The organism is Clostridium sp. C8 (genome assembly GCF_001010885.1).
Classification (GTDB): Bacteria; Bacillota; Clostridia; order Clostridiales; family Clostridiaceae; genus Clostridium; species Clostridium sartagoforme.
Genome location: NZ_LBMX01000005.1, coordinates 123,420 through 143,951, shown reverse-complemented (window position 1 = coordinate 143,951; position 20,532 = coordinate 123,420). Strand labels below are relative to the sequence as shown.

Below are 20,532 nucleotides of genomic sequence, written 5' to 3'. Positions count from 1 at the left end.
TTTCAGGCAGGTTGCCCACGTGTTACTCACCCGTCCGCCGCTAGGTTCATCCCCGAAGGGAATCTCCTCGCTCGACTTGCATGTGTTAGGCACGCCGCCAGCGTTCGTCCTGAGCCAGGATCAAACTCTCAATAAAAAGTTTAATCTGTCTCAAATTACTTTGAGTCTTAGTTTTAAGACTTCTAAAAGAATTGCTGGTTTATTTTACTTAACTTATATTCTGTTCAATTTTCAAAGATCTCAATTTGCGGTCTCATGGACTGCTTATTCATAATAACATTTTCTTCTTGAATTGTCAACATTTTTTTGTTGCCAATTTGTTTGTTATTTGCTTCCGCGCCCTGACGACGCTATTTATCTTATCATGATATTAAACTTATTCAAATCAACATTTATATTATATTCTTATATTATTATTATTATTCTACCTTTTTCTTATTTTTTCTTATTTTTTCTTATAATGATACACCTGGTAAAGTTATCTTTATTACATATTATATTTCACTATCTTTTATTAATTATACGATAATTCATTTCATTTCTCTGCTTTATATAATCTACACTTATATAAAGTTAACAATAGTCTATATATTATTTAAAACTATTCATTATTTATAAATCAACAAAATTATTAGATAAATTATTGTATTTTTTATTTTACTTAATAAGAATTTTAATTTAAGATATTATTATAAAATATTTATCATTAAAGTTTTGGAGGATAATATGCTAAGAAAATTTTTTTCTTTTTTAATTATATCAACATTTTTTTTAACAGGATGTAGTAATCAAATACCGGAATCAGATTCTAGCGCAAAGAACCATTCGCTTTCAACCTCTTATAAGGAGAATATAACAACAAATAACAAAATAATTCTTTCCGGGAAAACTCTTACTAATTATAAATATATATATTTAGGAAATTTATTGTTTTTCCCTGATCCTAATAACAATAATAAGTTATCAGTATCTGAACTTGCTAAAAGCAATACTGTAATTTCTCAAGAATCAATAATAGATATCTTCGATTACTCTATAGATTATCTTATTTCAAATAATGATATAATTTATTTTTCATCAATCTCTAAAGATAGAGGATTATTTAAGTTGGATTATCAAAAGAATACTATCACAAAACTTAATAACGATTCTCCAAAGGGACTAATTTACGCGAATGAAAAATTATATTATATAGATTCAAATACTCAAAATATTTATTCATATGATGTTAAATCTAATTCTAAGTCATTGTTATCAACTTCTAAGGTCGGAAACTTTATTATAAATAATAATTCAATATTTTATAGGAATCTAGATGATAATTCAAAACTATATTGTTTAAAAATAGATGGAAGTTCTAACATTAAATTAACTGATGACTCTGTAGATAGTTTCGTAACTTACAATAATGAAATTTTATTTGTAAATAGTTCTGATAATAATACATTGCATTCTTTTAATATTTTAAATAGCGAATCAAAAAAGATACTAAATGTAGATGCTAGTAAATTAAAGCAAAGTGATGAAAGAATTTATTTTATTAATAATGCTAGTGCTAATACAATTTGCCAACTTACTAAGAACAAAGAAAATAATGACTACACATTTACTGAAATATTTTCAGATTCTACAAATGAATATTTTCCTACTGATAAAGGAATCTTTATAGAAACTTCCGCTAATATAAATGAAGTTAAGTTTATTAATATAAATTAAAATAAAGAAAAGGCCTTAAGGCCTTTTCTTTATTTTAATTTATTTACAATTTCTTTAAATTTATTTCCTCTAATCATGAAGTTAGGAAACATATCAAAAGATGCACAAGCTGGTGATAAAGTAACTATATCCCCTTCTTTAGCTAACTCCTTAGCTTTTAAAACCGCATCCTCTAATGTATCTACCATATTTATAGAAATCTCAATTCCTTTTTCTTCTTTAAGTTTTTCAAAAGTACTTTTTATTTTATTTCTTGTATCTCCAAGAAGTATAAGTTCTTTTATATAAGGATATCCTTCATCTGCTAGTGGTTCAAATGGTATATGCTTATCATATCCCCCCGCTATTAAGATAACCCCTTTCTCAAAAGCTAACAATCCTGCTAAGGTTCTCGTTGGACTTGAAGCAATAGAGTCATTATAATATTTAACTCCATTAAGTTCTCTTACTAGTTCACATCTATGTTCAACTCCCCCAAATGTTTCTGCCACCTTTTTCATTACTTTTAATGAAACATCCTCTTTAGTAGCTAAAAATGCAGCTAAATAATTTTCTATATTGTGAATTCCCTTAATAGCTATATCTTCTTTATTACATACTTCTTCATTATTTAGGTATAATATATTATCTTTTAAATATGCTCCATCCTTAATCTCTCTTTTTGAGCTGAATTCTCTTACTTCTCCATTAGCTTCTGAAATAAATCCATGAGTTATTTCATTTTCCCTATTTAAAATCAATAATCCATTTTTTTCTTGATATAAGAATATATTTTTCTTTGCATCTATATATTCTTGCATATCTAAATGCATATCTAAATGATTTGGTGCAAGATTTGTTACAACTGCAACATCTATTGGATTATTCATAGTCATAAGTTGAAAACTAGATAATTCTAAAACAACTTTATCATCTTCTTTTATTTCTTCTATATTTGAAAATAATGGAGTTCCTATATTCCCTCCAACCCAAGTTTTATATCCAGCTTCTTTTAAAAGCTTAGATATAATGGTTGTTGTCGTTGTTTTCCCATCACTTCCTGTTATTCCATAGACTTTTCCCTTGCAATATCTAACAAACTCCTCCATCTCAGATGTTATATATGCACCCTGTTTTTTTACTTTCACTAATGCATCACAATCTATCCTCATAGAAGGAGTCTTAAAAACAACATCAAATCCTGATAGATTATCTAAGTATTTTTCCCCTAATTCTAAGGAAACTGATAGCTCATCAAACTCTACGGCTATATTTCCTAAATCTTCTCTGTTTTTCTTATCAAATGCAGTTACATTTGCTCCAAGCTTAACTAGAAACTTTATAAGAGGTATATTACTAACTCCGATACCAACCACTGCAACTTTTTTGCCCTTTATAAACTCTTTAAATTCACCAAATTGCTTCTTCATAATCTTCCTCCAGAATTATATATAAAATATTATATGAAATATTCTCTACTACGTAACTCATTCTATAATACATTAGAATGAATAAGTTCACCTTATTAAGTCTGTCCCAATTCTTTCTAATTATAACACTTAAATTTATTAAACACAAAAAAGAGCAGAATATGTAAAATTCTGCTTCTTCTTATAATTAAAATTCTAAGCTTTTTTCTATATAGGCTTCTAAATCCTCAATTTTAACTCTTTCTTGTTCCATAGTATCTCTATTTCTAATAGTAACTGCATTATCTTCTAATGTATCAAAGTCTATTGTTATACAGAATGGAGTTCCTATTTCATCTTGTCTTCTATATCTCTTACCTATACTTCCAGCCTCATCATATTCCAAATTAAACTTTTTACTTAAATCCGAATATACATCTAACGCCTTTTCAGAAAGCTTTTTTGAAAGTGGTAAAATAGCTGCCTTATATGGTGCTAACGCTGGATGTAAGTGCATAACTGTTCTAACATCTCCACCTTCTAATTCTTCTTCATCATAAGCATCTACTAAGAAGGCTAATGCAACTCTATCTGCTCCTAAAGATGGCTCTATAACATAAGGAACATATTTTTCATTAGTAGTAGGATCTAGGTAATTCATATCTTGACCTGAATGTTCTTGATGTTTCGTTAAGTCATAGTCTGTTCTATCAGCTATTCCCCATAATTCTCCCCAGCCAAATGGGAATAAGTATTCTATATCTGATGTTGCATTTGAATAAAATGATAATTCTTCTTCTCCATGATCTCTCATTCTTAAGTTATCTTGTTTTACACCTAATCCCAATAAGAAGTTCCAGCAATAATCTTTCCAATACTTAAACCATTCTAAGTCTGTTCCTGGTTTACAGAAAAATTCTAATTCCATTTGTTCAAACTCTCTAGTTCTAAAAGTAAAGTTTCCTGGTGTTATTTCATTTCTAAAAGACTTTCCTATTTGTGCAATTCCAAAAGGAACTTTTTTTCTTGAAGTTCTTTGTACAGACTTAAAGTTTACGAATATACCTTGAGCTGTTTCTGGTCTTAAATATATTGTGCTTGCGGAATCCTCTGTTATTCCTTGGAATGTTTTAAACATTAAATTAAACTTTCTTATATCTGTATAGTTTAACTTACCACACTTAGGACATACAATCTTATTCTTTTCTATATATTCCTTTAATTGTTCATTAGACCATCCATCTGCACTTGCAACTTCTGCTCCATTTTCAGTCATATGATCTTCTACAATTTTATCTGCTCTAAATCTCGCCTTACACTCTTTACAATCCATTAGCGGATCTGAAAATCCTCCAACGTGACCTGATGCAACCCAAACTTCCGGATTCATTAATATAGCACAATCTACTCCAACATTATAGGGACTTTCTTGAACGAACTTCTTCCACCATGCTTTTTTAACATTATTTTTGAATTCAACTCCTAGAGGACCATAATCCCATGAATTTGCCAATCCTCCATATATTTCTGATCCTGGAAATACAAATCCTCTATTTTTACAAAGAGCAACAACTTTATCCATAGTCTTTTCTACTGCCATTTTAATACCTCCAATTTTTTTATAAATAAAAAAGGCCTTAAACACCTAAAGGGACGAAATTTAAATTCCGCGGTTCCACCCTTCTTGGCTTTAGCCCAACTTTCTCATTGATTAATACTCAAAAGCGCCCTTCAGTATAAATTAATAACGATTTTCACCATGCATCGTCTCTCTAAAAGAAATTTAAACTTACTCCTCTTTCTCACTGTATTTATTAAATTATATATTAATTTTACCAAAAGCCTTATATATGTCAAGTGAAAAATAAAAAGGGTTTTTATAAATATAGATTACTCCATACTTATAAAAACCTTTTTTAAATGGCTCCGTGGAGAGGATTCGAACCTCCAACCTATCGGTTAACAGCCGAGTGCTCCACCATTGAGCTACCACGGAATATTTAAAAAATTAATTTTAAAATTAAAATGGCTCCGCGAAGAGGATTCGAACCTCCAACCTATCGGTTAACAGCCGAGTGCTCCACCATTGAGCTATCGCGGAATATTATAAATTAATTTTAAAATTAAAATGGCTCCGCGAAGAGGATTCGAACCTCCAACCTATCGGTTAACAGCCGAGTGCTCCACCATTGAGCTATCGCGGAATATTTACTACATTAGTTATTATATCAATTTTTATTAATATTGCAAGTGTTTTTATTAAAAAAGTTTTTTAAATTAATTCTTCAATTAATTTATTAAGTAAAATAATTAACAATTAACAATTAAAGAATGAATCTCTAAGAGATTTTAAATATAAAAACATCCCTAATTGTTAATTGTTACTTTAAAAATTATTAGTTAAATTTTTTTCATAACTTTTATTTAACTGGTTTCATTGTTGGAAACATTATAATATCTCTTATTGATGCTGAATCTGTTAAGAACATTATAAGTCTATCTATTCCTATTCCAAGTCCACCTGTTGGAGGCATGCCTGTTTCCAAAGCACTCATGAATTCTTCATCTATCATGTATGCTTCGTCATCTCCAAGTTCTCTTTCTTTTTCTTGTTGATTAAATCTTTCTCTTTGAACTATTGGATCATTAAGTTCTGAATATGCATTACAAAGTTCTCTTCCGAATACAAATCCTTCAAATCTTTCTGTAAACATATCATTTCCTCTCTTCTTCTTAGTTAGAGGGGATATTTCAACAGGGTAGTCACAAACAAACGTTGGTTGTATCATATGTTGTTCTGCATATTCTTCAAATAAAAGATTTAAAACTTCTCCCTTTGTTACGTGCTTTATATCTTTTTTAAATTCTAAGTGTTTTTCTTTTGCTATAGCTTGTGCTTCTTCATCAGAATTTATGGAATTAAAATCTACATCTGCATATTCCTTAACTGCATCAACCATAGTTATTCTTCTCCATGGTGGTGCAAAGTCTATTTCAGTTCCTTGGTACATAACCTTAGTACTTCCATTAACTTTTTTACAAACTTCAGCTATCATATTTTCTGTTATTTCCATCATATCATTATAATCAGCAAAAGCTTGATATAATTCAATCATAGTAAATTCCGGATTATGCCTTACTGACATACCTTCATTTCTAAAAGTTCTACCCATATCATATACTCTTTCAAGTCCTGCAACTATAGCTCTCTTTAAGTATAATTCAGGAGCTATTCTTAAGTACATATCAATATCTAATGTATTATGATGTGTTACGAATGGTCTTGCTGAAGCTCCTCCTGCTATTGGTGCAAGCATTGGAGTTTCTAATTCTATAAAACCCCTATTATCTAAGAATTCTCTAATTCCTCTTAGTATAGAAGCTCTTTTTATAAAGTTAATCTTAACTTCAGGATTAGAAATCATATCAACTTCTCTTTGTCTATATCTTAAATCTGGATCCTTTAAGCCATGCCACTTTTCTGGAAGTGGTTTTAAAGACTTACATATTAATTCAAAGCTTTTAACTTTAACTGAAACTTCTCCCGTTTTAGTTTTAAAAACTTCTCCTGTTGCTACAACCCAGTCACCTAAGTCATATGATTTATATGATTTTAAAGCCTCTTCTCCTACTTCATCAATCTTTATGAATAATTGAATTTTTCCATCTCTATCTTGAACATCTGAGAATACAACTTTACCTTGACCTCTTTTAGACATAATTCTTCCAGCAACTGTAACTACAGTTCCTGATAAACTTTCAAAATTATTTTTTACATCCTCTGACATATGAGTTCTTTCAACTTTATATACGTCAAATGGATCCTTTCCTTGGTCTTGTAATTCTACTAACTTCTCTCTTCTTAATGCTTCTTGCTCACTAAACTGAGATTCTAACTCTTGTATATTCATTTCCTCAGTTGACATTAAATATCCCTCCGTTTACTCTCTTCTTATTCCTAATACTTCAAACTTGTTAACTCCACTAGGTACTGAAACTTCAACTATTTCTCCCACTTTTTTACCTAGCAATGCTGCTCCTACTGGTGATTCATTTGATATTTTAAAATTCATAGGATCTGCTTCTGCTGAACCTACTATTGAATATTCAACCTCTTCATCAAATTCATAGTCCTTAACCTTGACTATTGCACCTACTGCTACTATATCTGTTGGTATTTCTGACTCATCAACAACTACAGCATTCTTTAGCATATTTTCTAATTGTATAATTCTTCCTTCTGTGAAAGCCTGCTCATTTTTTGCTTCATCATATTCAGAATTCTCACTTAAATCTCCATATCCTAATGCAACTTTTATTTTTTCAGTTATTTCTTTTCTTTTAACAGTTTTTAGAAATTCCAATTCATCTTCTAATTTCTTTACACCTTCATATGTCATTAAAAATTTTTTTGCTTCACTCATGATTTTCTCCCCTTCAAATTTACTACTATTTTATTTAAATACCTAACACTAGGTCTGATATTCTCCAAATCATTTAAAACATTATAAATCAGCATATATCTTCTGTCAACTAAGTAATGTTTCCAAAAGGCTTGTAAGTATTATAGCTTTAATAGATATATATTATTCTCGCTTTTAATATATTTATTCTTCAATATATTAATTATTCGATATATTAATTAAACATCTATTTATCTTTTAGCTCTTCCTTATAATTATTCAGCAAGTCAAATACTTCCTTACTTTCATCTAACGTATTCATAACGCCTCTTATATCATTACTTTTTGGTAATCCTTTAAGATACCAAGATGCATGTTTTCTCATTTCACGTACAGCTTTTTTTTCTCCGCCATATTTTATTGATAATTCATAGTGTCTTAAACACATTTCTATTCTATCTATATAAGTTATTTCTATAGGATCTATTCCATCTAACTTATTTTCTATTTGTTTGAATATCCAAGGATTTCCCATACTACCTCTCGCAACCATGATTCCATCGCAATTAGTTTTATTTTTTAGTTTAAGTGCATCCTCTGCTGTAAATACATCTCCATTTCCTATTACTGGTATCGATACAGATTCCTTAACTTTCCTTATTATATCCCAATCCGCTTTTCCTTCATACATTTGTTCTTTTGTTCTTCCATGAATAGTAATAGCATCAGCTCCAGCATCTTCTAGGCCCTTAGCAAAATCAACAGCATTGATATTACCTTCATCCCATCCTTTTCTGAACTTAACTGTTACAGGTTTTGATGACACCTTTTTTATTTCTTTTACTATTTTAGCCGCTAATTCTGGATGTTTTAATAAGGCTGAACCTTCTCCATTTTTAGTGATTTTATTTACAGGACATCCCATATTTATATCTACTATGCAAATATCTTCTCTGTCATTAAAATATCTTTGTACTACTTCTGCCATTATTTTAGGATCATTCCCAAATATCTGAGCTGCAACAGGCATTTCTTCATCAGCTATCCTAAGTAAGGTTTTTGTGTTTTCATTTCCATAGTAAAGTGCTTTTGCACTTACCATTTCCGTATAAACTAGTCCACATCCCATTTCTTTGCATAGACCTCTAAAAGCTATATCTGTCACTCCTGCCATAGGTGCTAGAAAAACATTATTACTAAATTCTAGGTTTTTAATTTTCATAGTATACTACTCCTTATTTTTTTCGTATATTATTCTTAACCCCTCTAATGTTAAACTAGAATCTACTTTATCTATAAAGTTAGTTTCATTAGCTATTAAATTAGCTAGGCCCCCTGTTGCTATAACTAAAGGTTCTGCTGCTCCAAGATCCTTCATTTCTTTTTTTATTTTATTTACTATATACTCTACTTGACCAATATATCCATAAATTATACCAGCTTGCATACTAGATACAGTATTTTTACATATTATATTTTTAGGCACTTCTAATTCTACTCTTGGTAGCTTGGCAGCTCTATCAAATAATGCATCAGAGGATATTCTTATTCCTGGAGTAATACATCCACCAAGATAGTTTGCATCTTTTGTTAAAGCACAAAATGTAGTTGCTGTTCCAAAATCTATTATTATAAGATCTTTTCTATATTTTTCATGTGCTGCTACTGCATTTACAATCCTATCTGCTCCAACTTCCTTTGGATTATCATATTTAATATTTATTCCAGTTTTAACTCCCGGTCCAACAACTAAAGGATTAATTCCAAAGATCTTTTTTATCATATTTTCTAATGAATGCATTATATTTGGAACAACTGATGAAATTATTATCCCTTTTATATCATCTGGTTTCAAATTCCCTTGAATAAAAAGTTGCATAAATTGAATAGAATATTCATCCGATGTTTTTTTTGCATCAGTAGATATTCTCCAACTAGAAATAATTTCGGAATTTTTATATACCCCCAAAACTATATTTGTATTCCCTACATCTACCACTAAAATCATATTGGCACCACCTTAATACAATTAAAAGCAGCTTCGAAAGCTGCCTTTATTCAAATAAATATAATCACAATAAATTTAACAATTTAATTTTAACAATTACTACGCATTTGTCAAGGGTTGTAAATTTTATATATTAAAATAATCCAATTATTTCTCCGTTATCTAATATATCCATTTTATTTGCTGCTGGTACCTTTGGTAGTCCTGGCATAGTCATTACGTCACCATTTAACACTACTATGAATCCAGCTCCATTAGATACTCTTACTTCCTTCACTGTTATATCAAAGTTTTCTGGTCTACCTATCAGTGATGGATTATCTGAAAGAGAATATTGTGTTTTTGCCATACAAATAGGCAACTTATCTAGCCCAAACTTCTCTAGTTCTTGTATTTGCTTCTTTGCATTAGGCGTAATAACAATCCCTTTAGCTCCATAAATTTCTTTTGCTATAGTTAATATTTTACTTTCTATACTACTTTCTACATCATAAATAGGCTTGAAGTTAGACTCTTCGTTTTCCAATATATCACAAACTACTTCTCCAAGCTCTATTCCTCCATCTCCACCTTTTTCCCAAACTTCTGATAATGCTGCTTTCACACCAAGTTTATTGCAATAATTTTTAATGAACTCTATTTCTTCTAAACTATCTGTAACAAATTTATTTATGGCAACAACTACCGGAACATTAAACTTCTTAATATTTTCAATTTGCTTTTCTAAATTACTGATCCCTTTAGATAAAGCATCTACGTTTGGAATACTTAGATTTTCTTTACCTACTCCCCCATGATTTTTTAATGCTCTTACAGTTGCAACTATAACTACACAATTAGGATCTAAATTTCCATATCTACATTTTATATTTAAAAACTTTTCAGCTCCTAAGTCCGCTCCAAATCCAGCTTCTGTTACTACTATATCACCCAATTTTAATGCCATCTTAGTTGCTATTATAGAGTTACATCCATGAGCTATATTAGCAAAAGGTCCTCCATGTATTATAGCAGGTGTATTTTCTAAAGTTTGAACTAAATTAGGCTTTATAGCATCTTTCATAAGTAAAGCCATGGCACCTTGTATATCCAATTGTTTTGCATATACTGGATTACCATCTAAATCATACGCAATTAGAATTCTCCCCATTCTTTCTTTAAGATCTGATAGACTATCTGCTAAACATAATATAGCCATTATTTCTGATGCCACTGTTATCATGAATCCGTCTTCTCTTAAAAATCCATTAAGCTTTCCTCCTAATCCTACAACAATGTTTCTTAGAGCTCTATCGTTCATATCTATAACTCTTTTAAATATTATTCTTCTTGAATCAATTCTTAGGTTATTCCCCTGATGTATATGATTGTCTATTGCCGCTGCTAGTAAATTGTTAGCACTTGTTATTGCATGCATATCTCCTGTAAAATGTAGATTTATATCCTCCATAGGAACAACTTGGGAGTACCCTCCACCTGCAGCCCCTCCTTTTATTCCAAATACTGGACCAAGAGATGGTTCTCTTAATGCTATCACCGCATTTTTTCCCATTTTACATAAAGCCTGACCCAAACCAACAGTTACAGTTGATTTTCCTTCTCCAGCAGGTGTTGGATTTATGGCAGTCACCAATACTAATTTTCCATTTTTCTTTTCTTTATTTTTTTCAAATATCTCCAATGATAATTTACATTTATATTTTCCATATTGCTCTATATAATCTTCTGATAAATTTAATTTTTCTGCTATCTTATTTATATGCTCCATTTTTACTTCTTGAGCTATTTGTATATCACTCTTCATATTGTACACCCTACCTTTTAATATAATATATTCTTATTTTATACATAAATTATATCATCTAACCTTACTCATTAAAATAAAATTTCGAATATTTATTCATTTTAAATATTTATATTTCGTTATAATGACGTATTTTTTCTATTTATATAAGTTTATCCAAAACAATTATTCGCCATTGGTTATCTCTTCTATCTTATTTAGAGTAAAAAAAGAAGTAGCCAAATGACTACTCTTTTAATTTTTTAGCTCGCATTAAAAATTCTTTCAAATTCTTCGCCATCAATTTTTTCTTTTTCTAATAATGTTAATGCTACAGCATGCAACTTATCAATATTTTGACTTAGTAAGTTTTCTGCTCTTTCATAAGCTTCATTGATAAATCTCTTAACTTCTTTATCTATTTCAGCTGCAATTTCTTCACTAAAGTTTCTGCTATGTCCTAAATTTCGTCCTAAGAATACTTCATTATTATCTCCACCATAAGAGATGGTTCCAAGCTTTTCGCTCATTCCATACTCCATTACCATAGCTCTTGCAATAGCACTAGCTCTATCAATATCATTTTTTGCACCAGTACTTATATCTGATAATATGATTTTTTCTGCTAATCTACCACCAAGTAATCCAACCATATCATCTTTTAATTTATCTCTTGATGTGTATGATCTATCTTCTTTAGGTAAATGCATTGTGTATCCACCTGCCATACCTCTTGGTATTATACTTATTTCATGAACCGGGTCTGCATGTTCTAGAAGTTTCATTACAACTGCGTGCCCTGCTTCATGGTAGGCAGTTAATTTTCTATCATGTTCATTAATTGCTCTACTTTTCTTTTCTGGTCCTGCTATTACCCTAGTTATAGCTTCTTCAAACTCTTGCATTCCTATTAATTTCTCATTTTTTCTTACAGCTAATAAGGCTGCTTCATTTGCTAAATTTTCTAAATCAGCTCCACTAAAACCTGGAGTTCTCTTTGCTAAAACTTTTAATTCTACATCTTCTGATAAAGGTTTTTTCTTAGTATGAACCTTTAATATTTCTTCTCTACCCTTAACATCAGGAGCTCCAACTACTATTTGTCTATCAAATCTACCTGGTCTTAATAAGGCCGGATCTAATATGTCTGGTCTATTTGTGGCTGCTATCATTATTATTCCTTCATTTGCCCCAAAACCATCCATTTCAACTAGTAATTGATTTAATGTTTGTTCTCTTTCATCATGGCCTCCACCTAATCCTGCACCTCTTTGTCTCCCAACCGCATCTATTTCATCAATAAACACAAGTGATGGTGCACTCTTTTTTGCTTGTTCAAATAAGTCTCTAACTCTTGATGCCCCAACTCCAACAAACATTTCAACGAAATCTGACCCTGATATACTATAAAAAGGAACACCAGCTTCACCCGCTATAGCTTTTGCTAATAAGGTTTTACCTGTTCCTGGAGGTCCCACTAGTAAAACTCCCTTAGGAATTCTAGCTCCCATCTCCGTATATCTTGATGGTTGTTTTAAAAAGTCAACTATTTCTTCTAATTCTTGCTTTTCTTCATCAGCTCCAGCTACATCATCAAAAGTAACTCTTTTGGCATCTGGAGGCATTATTTTAGCTCTACTTTTTCCAAAGTTCATAACACCTCTACCACCGCCACCACCTTGTGATTGCTGTGACATCATAAAGAAGAATATAAAGAATAATACTAATATCATTAATGTTGGAATTATACTTATCCATACACTACTATTTGATGGTTGTTTAAAATCTACCCTTATATCATCTTTAGGAGCTTGATTCATTAACATTTGCACCATTTCACTAGGTGCATAAGTATTAAATTGCTTGTTATCTCTTGTTTTCCCTGAAATAAGCATCTTGTCTGGATGAACCATAATACTTTCTATCTCATCATTAACCCATTTTTGTTGAAAATCACTGTATGATATCTCATCTGCCATCTTACCGCTATTCCATAAGAATGTCGCAGATAAGAAAAGTATCAAAATAACAAATATCCATACCGTTGCACTTGAATATTTTTTCATTCAAGGCCCCCCTTTCTTCTAGTTTTATTATATTGCATTTATATATTTTTTAATTTTTATATACCTCTTCACTCAATATACCTACATAAGGCAAGTTTCTATATCTTTCTGAATAGTCTAATCCATATCCTACTAAGAATTCATCTGGAACTTCAAACCCACAATATTTGACTTCAATATCTACTTTTCTTCTAGAAGGCTTAGTCAATAAAGTTATTATCTCTATACTATTCGCCTTTCTAGTTCTTAAATATTTTAATAAATAGTCTAATGTTACTCCACTATCTATTATATCTTCTACAATAATTATATCTTTTCCTTCAATACTATGATCTAGATCTTTTAGTATTCTAACTACCCCTGAAGTTTCTGTAGAACTTCCATAACTAGATACTGCCATAAAATCTATTTCACATGGTATTGTTATGCTTTTTATAAGATCAGATGCAAATAGTACTGAACCCTTTAAAATACCTACAACAAGTAAGTTTTTATTTTTATAATCTTCACTTATTTTACTTCCTAATTCCTTAACTTTCTTCGAGATTTGATCTTCAGTAAGTAATATTTTCTTTATGTCCCTTATCATCCTTTTATTCCTTTCTAGTAAAAGTAATTTTTAATATATTTTGGGTTTCCTTTGTTATTTTAAATTTTTCAGAAACTTTATATCCTACTATCCAAGCTACCTCATCATCAAAACATAAAACAGGAATTTTATCTCTTTTTTCTACTGGTATCTTTAAATCAATAAAGATATCTTTAAGCTTTTTACTCCCCTTCATACCTAAAGGAATTATTCTATCCCCATTTTCTCTTTTTCTGATAATCAACCTTTCTTCTATATTATCATAATCGAAATATTTTATTAATACATTATTAGAAAATTCTATATTATTTTTATTATTTATAAATTCAAAATCAATCTTATATTCGCTATATTCACAAGAATATTTTTTTAACTGATCTTTATTTGCTATAATTTCTTCACTTTTATTTTCCTTATTAATATACTCCTTATTTTTTAATAATATATCCCCATATATATTTTCAGCTATTATTTCATTTGGTAGAAATACCTTTTTATTAGTAGTATTTCTAGATAAATCAATAACTTCATAAATATGTTTCATTTCAAAATTATTATATTTTCCAGTAAACTCCACAAATGCCCTTTTTATAAGTCTCGTTAATACTGCTTTATCTAATATAAAGGCTTTCTTAGATATAGTCATATAATCCTTTTTATTAAGACAATATTTTTTATAATAATTATCACATTGTTTTTCTATAAAGTCATTATCTATTTGTAATAAACTAGACATTCTATTTATGGTTTCTATAATATCTCTGTTAAAATTCTCTTTCATATATGGCAATATGTCTAATCTAATTCTATTTCTACTATATATGTTTTCTAAATTGGTTTTATCTATTCTAGGATTTAAATTGTTATCTTTACAGTAATTCTCTATCTCATCTCTTGAAAGACATAAGATAGGCCTAATTATTCCCCCACTTCTTATATTCCTTATCCCACATAATCCTTCAAGCCCTGATCCTCTCATCATGTTCATAATTATAGTTTCAGCTTGATCATTAGAATTATGTGCTACTGCTATTTTACTATAATTATATGTATCTTTTATAAAGTTAAAAAATTTATATCTTTCTTCTCTACCTGCCATTTCATGCGAAATATTTTTTTCCTTTGATATTTTGTTTATATCAACCTTTTGGGAATAAAAATCTATATTAAGCTTTTCACACAATTCAGATGAATAATTCTCATCTTTTAATGCATCTTCACCTCTTAGCATATGATTCACATGAGCAGCTCCAATTTTTATATTTAACAATTCTTTAAGTTCATAAAGTATATGAAGTAAACAAACCGAATCAGGTCCTCCTGATAAAGCTACTAATACTTTATCATTTTCTTTTATGAGATTATTTTTAATTATAAAATCCTTTACCTTGTTTATCACATCAAAACCCCTTTTTATTTCGCTAAGCAAAATAATTGAATTATAAATCATATATAATATAATAACCTTATGATCTGCATATGTAAACACTATGATTAGTTAATTTTTACAATGCTCAAAATTGAAGAAGATGAGATAACAAAGTTATATCTCACCCTCTTTATATCTACTAAGTTATTAATATACAGAATATAATTTTGACACAAGTACCGTCATATCATCCCATACTTTTCCGCCACTTAAGACCATTGCCTTTTCAAGTATATCTCTTGATAAAGCTGATGGATTTGTATCTGCGTATTTTAAATATTCCTGTAACCAGGAATAACTTCCAACATTATTTTTATCTATATCCAATATACCATCACTAATTGATACTATTATATCTCCATGTTTTAGTTTAACTTTTTCTGAACTTATATCAACACTATCTAAAATCCCAAATGGTAAGCTATTGGATTTAATAACTTTAACTTCCTCTCCTCTCTTTATAAAACTAACTACTCCCCCAATTTTAATAAATTCAGTTTCTCCTGTATATAAGTCAACAATATTCATATCCATAGTTGTAAATTTTTCATCTTCGTTAAACTTCATTGCCATTATAGAATTTACTGTATTTATAGCAGTCTTTTCACTAAATCCATTTTCTATGAACTTTTCTATTAAATTTACTGCAAGACTACTTTCAACCCCAGCTTCTGGGCCAGAGCCCATTCCATCACTAACTATAGTTAAGTATGTTCCGTCACTATTTTTAGCAAAACTATGGCTATCTCCTATAGACGTTTCACCATCCTTAGCCTTTATAGCTGAATAAGATGTCATATGATACTTAGGAGTTTCCTCTATAACAATTGAGCATTCATCTGTATCAGGGTTTATCCTACATCCCCCATTCGCTATAGACACAGGAACTTTTACTAAGCCATTTATTATAGGTAATATATTTTTGGCACAGTAATTCCCACCTTCGCAATTGGTTAAGGTTATTTTAATTTTCATTCTCCCTTTTCTATCTAAATAGCAAAAAACATCCTTATATTCTATCTTATTTTTATTTAAAGCCTTCTTAAGAACCTTATCTATCTCTGAACAAATTGATATATCATTTTCAAAATCTCTAATCATATCCCCCATAGTAGAAGATATATTATTTATGTGATTAGCTATTAAACTTCTGCCTTCTGCAAGCCTAGTTCTTAATGCCTCATTCACAGTGTAATTATTTACAATTTCTTGAGCATTTTTTATTAGGCCTCTTTTTTTAACGCACTTCTTTTCTAAGCTCTGAGGAAAATTCATTTCATTGTTCTCACAACCACTTATAAGTTCAGAAAAGCCTTCAAAAGTAGAATGTAAGTTGCGATCCCAACATCTTTGTTTAAGCTCGCAATTATAACAAACTCTATCTGCTAAACTCTCCACCATAGCGGTTCCTTTGTTACTTAATGATAAAATATCATTTTCACCTAAATTTAATATAGATGCTGACAAGCTTGATAATATAGATTTCATTGAGTTCAATCTATCAACAAATTCATTTTTTATTCCATTTAAATGTGCATCATTTATACTTTCAGTCTTTTTTTCTTGATTAAATTCCTTGCTTATAAACTCTATAAACATTTTAGGAATTGCTATAAAGATTGCTGCAGATATTAAAACTTCTATTCCCCCATAAATTGAAAATTTATCAGAATACATTGATATTATAAAATACACAACTAAATAAGCTATTGATGAAAATATTCTTCCAGTATCTTTAAATATCCCTATAATAAGTCCACATAAACTATATAAACTAATATATATTATTATATCGTTACTAGTCATTCCTATTACGAATCCCATAGAAACACCTATGGCTGCTCCTAAACCAGATCCTCCAACATATGCAAAAATAGCTATAACAGCTAATGCAAATATATTTCTTATATATATATCGAAAATATTCAAATTACCTATTCCTGCTACCAATAAACATAACAATAATCCTATACTTATTAATTCTTCTGTTGAGAAGAAATAATTACTTTCTAATTCATCAACACAATTTAGTGCATAATTTAGTATGTATCTTACTGGTATTATACTTATTACCTTTAAAGCAGAAAATGTTAAATTGACTCCTATAGGTTGATTATTTACTAGTAAATTATATATAAAGAAAATTGAAAATATCAAACCAAAAATTATTGTATCTCTTTGTTTTAGCTCTATCTTATTACATATTTCAATATATGCCATCACTATAAAAGCTACTATACAATAAGAAATAGCTCCTTCTAAACTCTTATATATAGACAAATAGCCTATTATTATCCCAATAAGAGATAATAATATATTTCTGCTCTTTTCTTTTTTTATTCCTATGAGATATGCAATCCCAAAAGGGGCTATACCCATTTCTACTGTTATTGATAGTAAAACCCTACTTAGTAAAAATCCTATTATAAAAGATATAATCATTCCTATTGATGAATGCTGAACATTTAGTTCATTTTTATTATTCCTCTTCTCCAACCTCTTATATGTTGATATATCAACACCATACTGCATATACGTCCCTCCAATTTCCATAAAATGTAATTTAAATTATATCATTGCATTTCTGAAATATATGTCATATAGTGTATCTTATTATTTTTTTCGTTGGACAATAATATATAAAATTCCTTATGGCTAGCCAAATAATTTTTATTCTATTGCATAGTTAGTTTTTATAAGCTTTATCATCATATTATGTTAATATTAATGAAATTTAAGGCATTATTCTATTTTTATATAAACTTAAGATTGAATTTACATTAAATATTTTCAATACAAATTTGTCACTATATAATTTTTTATGAAGAATAAAAAATTACAAGATATTAATATTTTATAACTTTTAGTCATATACTTTATTTTATGACTAATTAAAAAATAATTTTAACCCCATATCAAATGACTTAAGTTAAATAAAAAAATAAAATCTTTTAAATATTAACTCTAAAAGGTTTCATATCTTTATAATAAAAAAAGCACTTAATTAAATTAAGTGCTTTTGGTGCTGAAGACCGGAATCGAACCGGTACGGTGTTTAACCACCGCAGGATTTTAAGTCCTGTGCGTCTGCCAGTTCCGCCACTTCAGCGTACATGGTAGCGGAAATAGGACTTGAACCTACGACACCCCGGGTATGAACCGAGTGCTCTAGCCAGCTGAGCTATTCCGCCATATTTTGGTTGCGGGGGCAGGACTTGAACCTACGACCTTCGGGTTATGAGCCCGACGAGCTGCCAACTGCTCCACCCCGCGATATTTAAGTTGAATTTAGCTTGGTGCTGAAGACCGGAATCGAACCGGTACGGTGTTTAACCACCGCAGGATTTTAAGTCCTGTGCGTCTGCCAGTTCCGCCACTTCAGCATATTTTTTCTTCGCCTCTTAACGACAAAATTAATTATATATTATGTTTCACATAGTGTCAACACCCTTTTTTCATTTTTTATATTTTGTTACGCAACCTAGTAAAAAGCGAAAAAGAAAACTATCACTAAACAATTTAAATTTGGTGATAGTCTTTATAGATTTATATATTAAATTTATATGATGTTATTAATTATCTTATTAAAAACTTCTTCTTCCATTTTTAGATTTAAAGTCTTGATTCTTTTTAACATCTTGCATTCTTTCTTCGCTATCCTTTAAAAATCTTGACATTATATCTTCAAAATTTCCTGAATTTGGACCACCTTTTTTAGTTTCTGAAGACCAGTCTATCTCCATAGGTTTAACTGATTTCTTTTGAACATTTGCTTGCTTAATTGATAAGCTTATTTTTCCGTTATCGTCAATTGATATTACCTTTACTCTTACCTTATCTTGTTCATTAAGGTGTTGTCTAATATCCTTAACAAATGAATCTGCTACTTCTGAAATGTGAACTAATCCTGTTTTACCTTCTATTTCTACAAAGGCCCCAAAACTAGTTATATTAACCACTGTACCTTCTAATATGTTTCCTGCCATCAAGGTCATGTTACAAAGATTCCTCCTTAAAAATTAAATAATATATGTTATTATAATAATAACCTTTTTTTATAGTTTTAAAACATATTCTTTAATTTTGCGTTTTAGGATTTACAACTTTTTCCCCTTCTTTTATCATTCCTAGTTTTTCTCTTGCAAGCTTTTCTATATATTCATCAGAAGGAACTTTTTTTAAGTCTGCTTCTAATTTACTATTCTTATTTTTAAGCTCTTCTAATTGATTTTGGCTAGTAATAATATCTTCTTGAATTTTTTTCATTGTAATTTCCTGTTTAATATAATTAAATATAAAAACTGCAAAAATAAAAATTATAACTAATCTTTTAAGAGTTACTTGCCTTTTAATTGCTCTCACCCTCTTTAAAATATATTATATACTATATTTTAAACACTATATATATTTTATTCAAGCTATTTTTTTATGTTCTTGCTTTTCATTATTTTTTTCCGCAAATACTGTAATATATTATTTTTATAGGATAAATTAAATTTTTAAAAAGTATTCTTATAACTTTACTAACTTTATCTATTATATATCTCTCTAATTTTAAAACTATAGGGCTTATTAACTTTAAATAAATCATCAGGGTTATGATCATAAAAATATAAACATATGGGCCTAAAAAAGCATAATTGGTATATAGTAAAAAAGTGAATACTATAATAGCAGTTAATACCCAAAATAATATATCTTCTAGGATAATTATTATTTTAGGTATCTTTACTCCTCTTATTATGTTATATAGATCAAACATAATTCCTATTAGTACTCCTGATAAAATAGAGTACATAACTATGTCAAATTGTACATCTATTGATAACGGCATGCATCCACCTATTTAAACAATCTAGAAATTATACTTTCTTTTTCTTTTTTTACTTCTTTACTACTATAAACTATAGATGATACATTCCCCACAATTATTACATCACCATTTTGTACATCTAATTTATTCATTTTTAGTTCTGATCCCTTAATAGTTAAAAACCCTAATTTTGTATTTAATAAAATCTTTTCATCATCGAAACTTATAACTTCTTCTACTCCTGTAAGAGTCATTTTCTTTCTATTTTCTAAAGTTATACTGCTTCTTGGCTCTTCTAACTTATTTTCAATCTTCTTTTCCATTTTATCTCCTCCAC

At 29.4% G+C, this 20,532-nt stretch carries 16 protein-coding genes, 7 tRNA genes, 1 rRNA gene and 1 other annotated feature; of the genes, 1 reads left to right on the top strand and 23 read right to left on the bottom strand.

Annotated elements, in window-relative coordinates; translation table 11 throughout:
- Positions 1-136, bottom strand: a 16S ribosomal RNA gene (locus AAT22_RS01015); the annotation flags it as partial.
- A 590-nt stretch (positions 137-726) separates the two neighbouring features.
- On the opposite strand from AAT22_RS01015, the gene AAT22_RS01010 reads away from it, so the two are divergent.
- The gene (locus AAT22_RS01010) at positions 727-1,716 is read left to right on the top strand and encodes a DUF5050 domain-containing protein (protein ID WP_242849768.1); all 990 of its coding nucleotides are present in this window, start codon (positions 727-729) and stop codon (positions 1,714-1,716) included.
- Positions 1,717-1,745: 29 nt separating this feature from the next.
- Here AAT22_RS01010 and murD read toward each other — a convergent pair whose 3' ends face one another.
- The 22 genes from murD to yabP all read right to left on the bottom strand — a co-directional run bounded on the left by murD (position 1,746) and on the right by yabP (position 20,518).
- Positions 1,746-3,125 (bottom strand): UDP-N-acetylmuramoyl-L-alanine--D-glutamate ligase, encoded by a 1,380-nt coding sequence (murD, locus tag AAT22_RS01005; protein ID WP_046999969.1) that lies wholly within the window; start codon positions 3,123-3,125, stop codon positions 1,746-1,748.
- Between the two features lie 187 nt (positions 3,126-3,312).
- The gene (locus AAT22_RS01000) at positions 3,313-4,704 is read right to left on the bottom strand and encodes a glycine--tRNA ligase (RefSeq protein WP_016206835.1); all 1,392 of its coding nucleotides are present in this window, start codon (positions 4,702-4,704) and stop codon (positions 3,313-3,315) included.
- Between the two features lie 46 nt (positions 4,705-4,750).
- Positions 4,751-4,919, bottom strand: a binding site (T-box leader).
- Between the two features lie 106 nt (positions 4,920-5,025).
- Positions 5,026-5,100: transfer RNA gene (locus AAT22_RS00995), tRNA-Asn, on the bottom strand.
- A 30-nt stretch (positions 5,101-5,130) separates the two neighbouring features.
- Positions 5,131-5,205 (bottom strand) — tRNA-Asn (locus AAT22_RS00990).
- A gap of 28 nt (positions 5,206-5,233) precedes the next feature.
- A tRNA-Asn gene (locus AAT22_RS00985) sits at positions 5,234-5,308 on the bottom strand.
- Positions 5,309-5,524: 216 nt separating this feature from the next.
- Positions 5,525-7,030: a lysine--tRNA ligase gene (gene lysS, locus AAT22_RS00980; protein ID WP_016206836.1), complete on the bottom strand. Its 1,506-nt coding sequence runs from the start codon at positions 7,028-7,030 to the stop codon at positions 5,525-5,527.
- Between the two features lie 15 nt (positions 7,031-7,045).
- On the bottom strand, positions 7,046-7,528 hold the full coding sequence (gene greA, locus AAT22_RS00975; protein ID WP_016206837.1) for a transcription elongation factor GreA: 483 nt from the start codon (positions 7,526-7,528) through the stop codon (positions 7,046-7,048).
- A gap of 226 nt (positions 7,529-7,754) precedes the next feature.
- The gene (gene dusB / locus AAT22_RS00970) at positions 7,755-8,729 is read right to left on the bottom strand and encodes a tRNA dihydrouridine synthase DusB (RefSeq protein ID WP_046999968.1); all 975 of its coding nucleotides are present in this window, start codon (positions 8,727-8,729) and stop codon (positions 7,755-7,757) included.
- A gap of 6 nt (positions 8,730-8,735) precedes the next feature.
- Positions 8,736-9,515 (bottom strand): type III pantothenate kinase, encoded by a 780-nt coding sequence (locus AAT22_RS00965; RefSeq protein WP_016206839.1) that lies wholly within the window; start codon positions 9,513-9,515, stop codon positions 8,736-8,738.
- Positions 9,516-9,648: 133 nt separating this feature from the next.
- A complete protein-coding gene (locus AAT22_RS00960; protein WP_046999967.1) occupies positions 9,649-11,319 on the bottom strand; it encodes a formate--tetrahydrofolate ligase in 1,671 nt (556 codons plus the stop codon).
- A 242-nt stretch (positions 11,320-11,561) separates the two neighbouring features.
- Positions 11,562-13,364, bottom strand: a complete 1,803-nt coding sequence (gene ftsH, locus AAT22_RS00955) for an ATP-dependent zinc metalloprotease FtsH (protein ID WP_016206842.1) — start codon at positions 13,362-13,364, stop codon at positions 11,562-11,564.
- 49 nt (positions 13,365-13,413) lie between these two features.
- Positions 13,414-13,953 (bottom strand): hypoxanthine phosphoribosyltransferase, encoded by a 540-nt coding sequence (gene hpt, locus AAT22_RS00950; RefSeq protein ID WP_046999966.1) that lies wholly within the window; start codon positions 13,951-13,953, stop codon positions 13,414-13,416.
- A 4-nt stretch (positions 13,954-13,957) separates the two neighbouring features.
- A complete protein-coding gene (gene tilS, locus AAT22_RS00945) occupies positions 13,958-15,352 on the bottom strand; it encodes a tRNA lysidine(34) synthetase TilS (RefSeq protein ID WP_016206844.1) in 1,395 nt (464 codons plus the stop codon).
- A gap of 177 nt (positions 15,353-15,529) precedes the next feature.
- On the bottom strand, positions 15,530-17,914 hold the full coding sequence (gene spoIIE, locus AAT22_RS00940; protein ID WP_046999964.1) for a stage II sporulation protein E: 2,385 nt from the start codon (positions 17,912-17,914) through the stop codon (positions 15,530-15,532).
- Between the two features lie 488 nt (positions 17,915-18,402).
- Positions 18,403-18,491, bottom strand: a tRNA-Leu gene (locus AAT22_RS00935).
- A gap of 5 nt (positions 18,492-18,496) precedes the next feature.
- A tRNA-Met gene (locus AAT22_RS00930) sits at positions 18,497-18,573 on the bottom strand.
- A 6-nt stretch (positions 18,574-18,579) separates the two neighbouring features.
- A tRNA-Met gene (locus tag AAT22_RS00925) sits at positions 18,580-18,655 on the bottom strand.
- A gap of 21 nt (positions 18,656-18,676) precedes the next feature.
- Positions 18,677-18,765: transfer RNA gene (locus AAT22_RS00920), tRNA-Leu, on the bottom strand.
- Between the two features lie 201 nt (positions 18,766-18,966).
- Complete coding sequence (locus tag AAT22_RS00915; RefSeq protein ID WP_016206846.1) at positions 18,967-19,377, bottom strand: S1 domain-containing RNA-binding protein; 411 nt, start codon at positions 19,375-19,377, stop codon at positions 18,967-18,969.
- Positions 19,378-19,459: 82 nt separating this feature from the next.
- On the bottom strand, positions 19,460-19,744 hold the full coding sequence (locus tag AAT22_RS00910; RefSeq protein WP_278279771.1) for a septum formation initiator family protein: 285 nt from the start codon (positions 19,742-19,744) through the stop codon (positions 19,460-19,462).
- An 82-nt stretch (positions 19,745-19,826) separates the two neighbouring features.
- Positions 19,827-20,216: a spore cortex biosynthesis protein YabQ gene (yabQ, locus tag AAT22_RS00905; protein ID WP_046999963.1), complete on the bottom strand. Its 390-nt coding sequence runs from the start codon at positions 20,214-20,216 to the stop codon at positions 19,827-19,829.
- 8 nt (positions 20,217-20,224) lie between these two features.
- On the bottom strand, positions 20,225-20,518 hold the full coding sequence (gene yabP / locus AAT22_RS00900) for a sporulation protein YabP (protein ID WP_046999962.1): 294 nt from the start codon (positions 20,516-20,518) through the stop codon (positions 20,225-20,227).
- Between the last annotated feature and the right edge of the window lie 14 nt (positions 20,519-20,532).

Coding starts and splice junctions, on each gene's coding strand:
- AAT22_RS01010 (WP_242849768.1), top strand. CDS start 727: ATGCTAAGAAAATTTTTTTCTTTTTTAATTATATCAACATTTTTTTTA.
- murD (WP_046999969.1), bottom strand. CDS start 3,125: ATGAAGAAGCAATTTGGTGAATTTAAAGAGTTTATAAAGGGCAAAAAA.
- AAT22_RS01000 (WP_016206835.1), bottom strand. CDS start 4,704: ATGGCAGTAGAAAAGACTATGGATAAAGTTGTTGCTCTTTGTAAAAAT.
- lysS (WP_016206836.1), bottom strand. CDS start 7,030: ATGTCAACTGAGGAAATGAATATACAAGAGTTAGAATCTCAGTTTAGT.
- greA (WP_016206837.1), bottom strand. CDS start 7,528: ATGAGTGAAGCAAAAAAATTTTTAATGACATATGAAGGTGTAAAGAAA.
- dusB (WP_046999968.1), bottom strand. CDS start 8,729: ATGAAAATTAAAAACCTAGAATTTAGTAATAATGTTTTTCTAGCACCT.
- AAT22_RS00965 (WP_016206839.1), bottom strand. CDS start 9,515: ATGATTTTAGTGGTAGATGTAGGGAATACAAATATAGTTTTGGGGGTA.
- AAT22_RS00960 (WP_046999967.1), bottom strand. CDS start 11,319: ATGAAGAGTGATATACAAATAGCTCAAGAAGTAAAAATGGAGCATATA.
- ftsH (WP_016206842.1), bottom strand. CDS start 13,364: ATGAAAAAATATTCAAGTGCAACGGTATGGATATTTGTTATTTTGATA.
- hpt (WP_046999966.1), bottom strand. CDS start 13,953: ATGATAAGGGACATAAAGAAAATATTACTTACTGAAGATCAAATCTCG.
- spoIIE (WP_046999964.1), bottom strand. CDS start 17,914: ATGCAGTATGGTGTTGATATATCAACATATAAGAGGTTGGAGAAGAGG.
- AAT22_RS00915 (WP_016206846.1), bottom strand. CDS start 19,377: ATGACCTTGATGGCAGGAAACATATTAGAAGGTACAGTGGTTAATATA.
- yabQ (WP_046999963.1), bottom strand. CDS start 20,216: ATGCCGTTATCAATAGATGTACAATTTGACATAGTTATGTACTCTATT.
- yabP (WP_046999962.1), bottom strand. CDS start 20,518: ATGGAAAAGAAGATTGAAAATAAGTTAGAAGAGCCAAGAAGCAGTATA.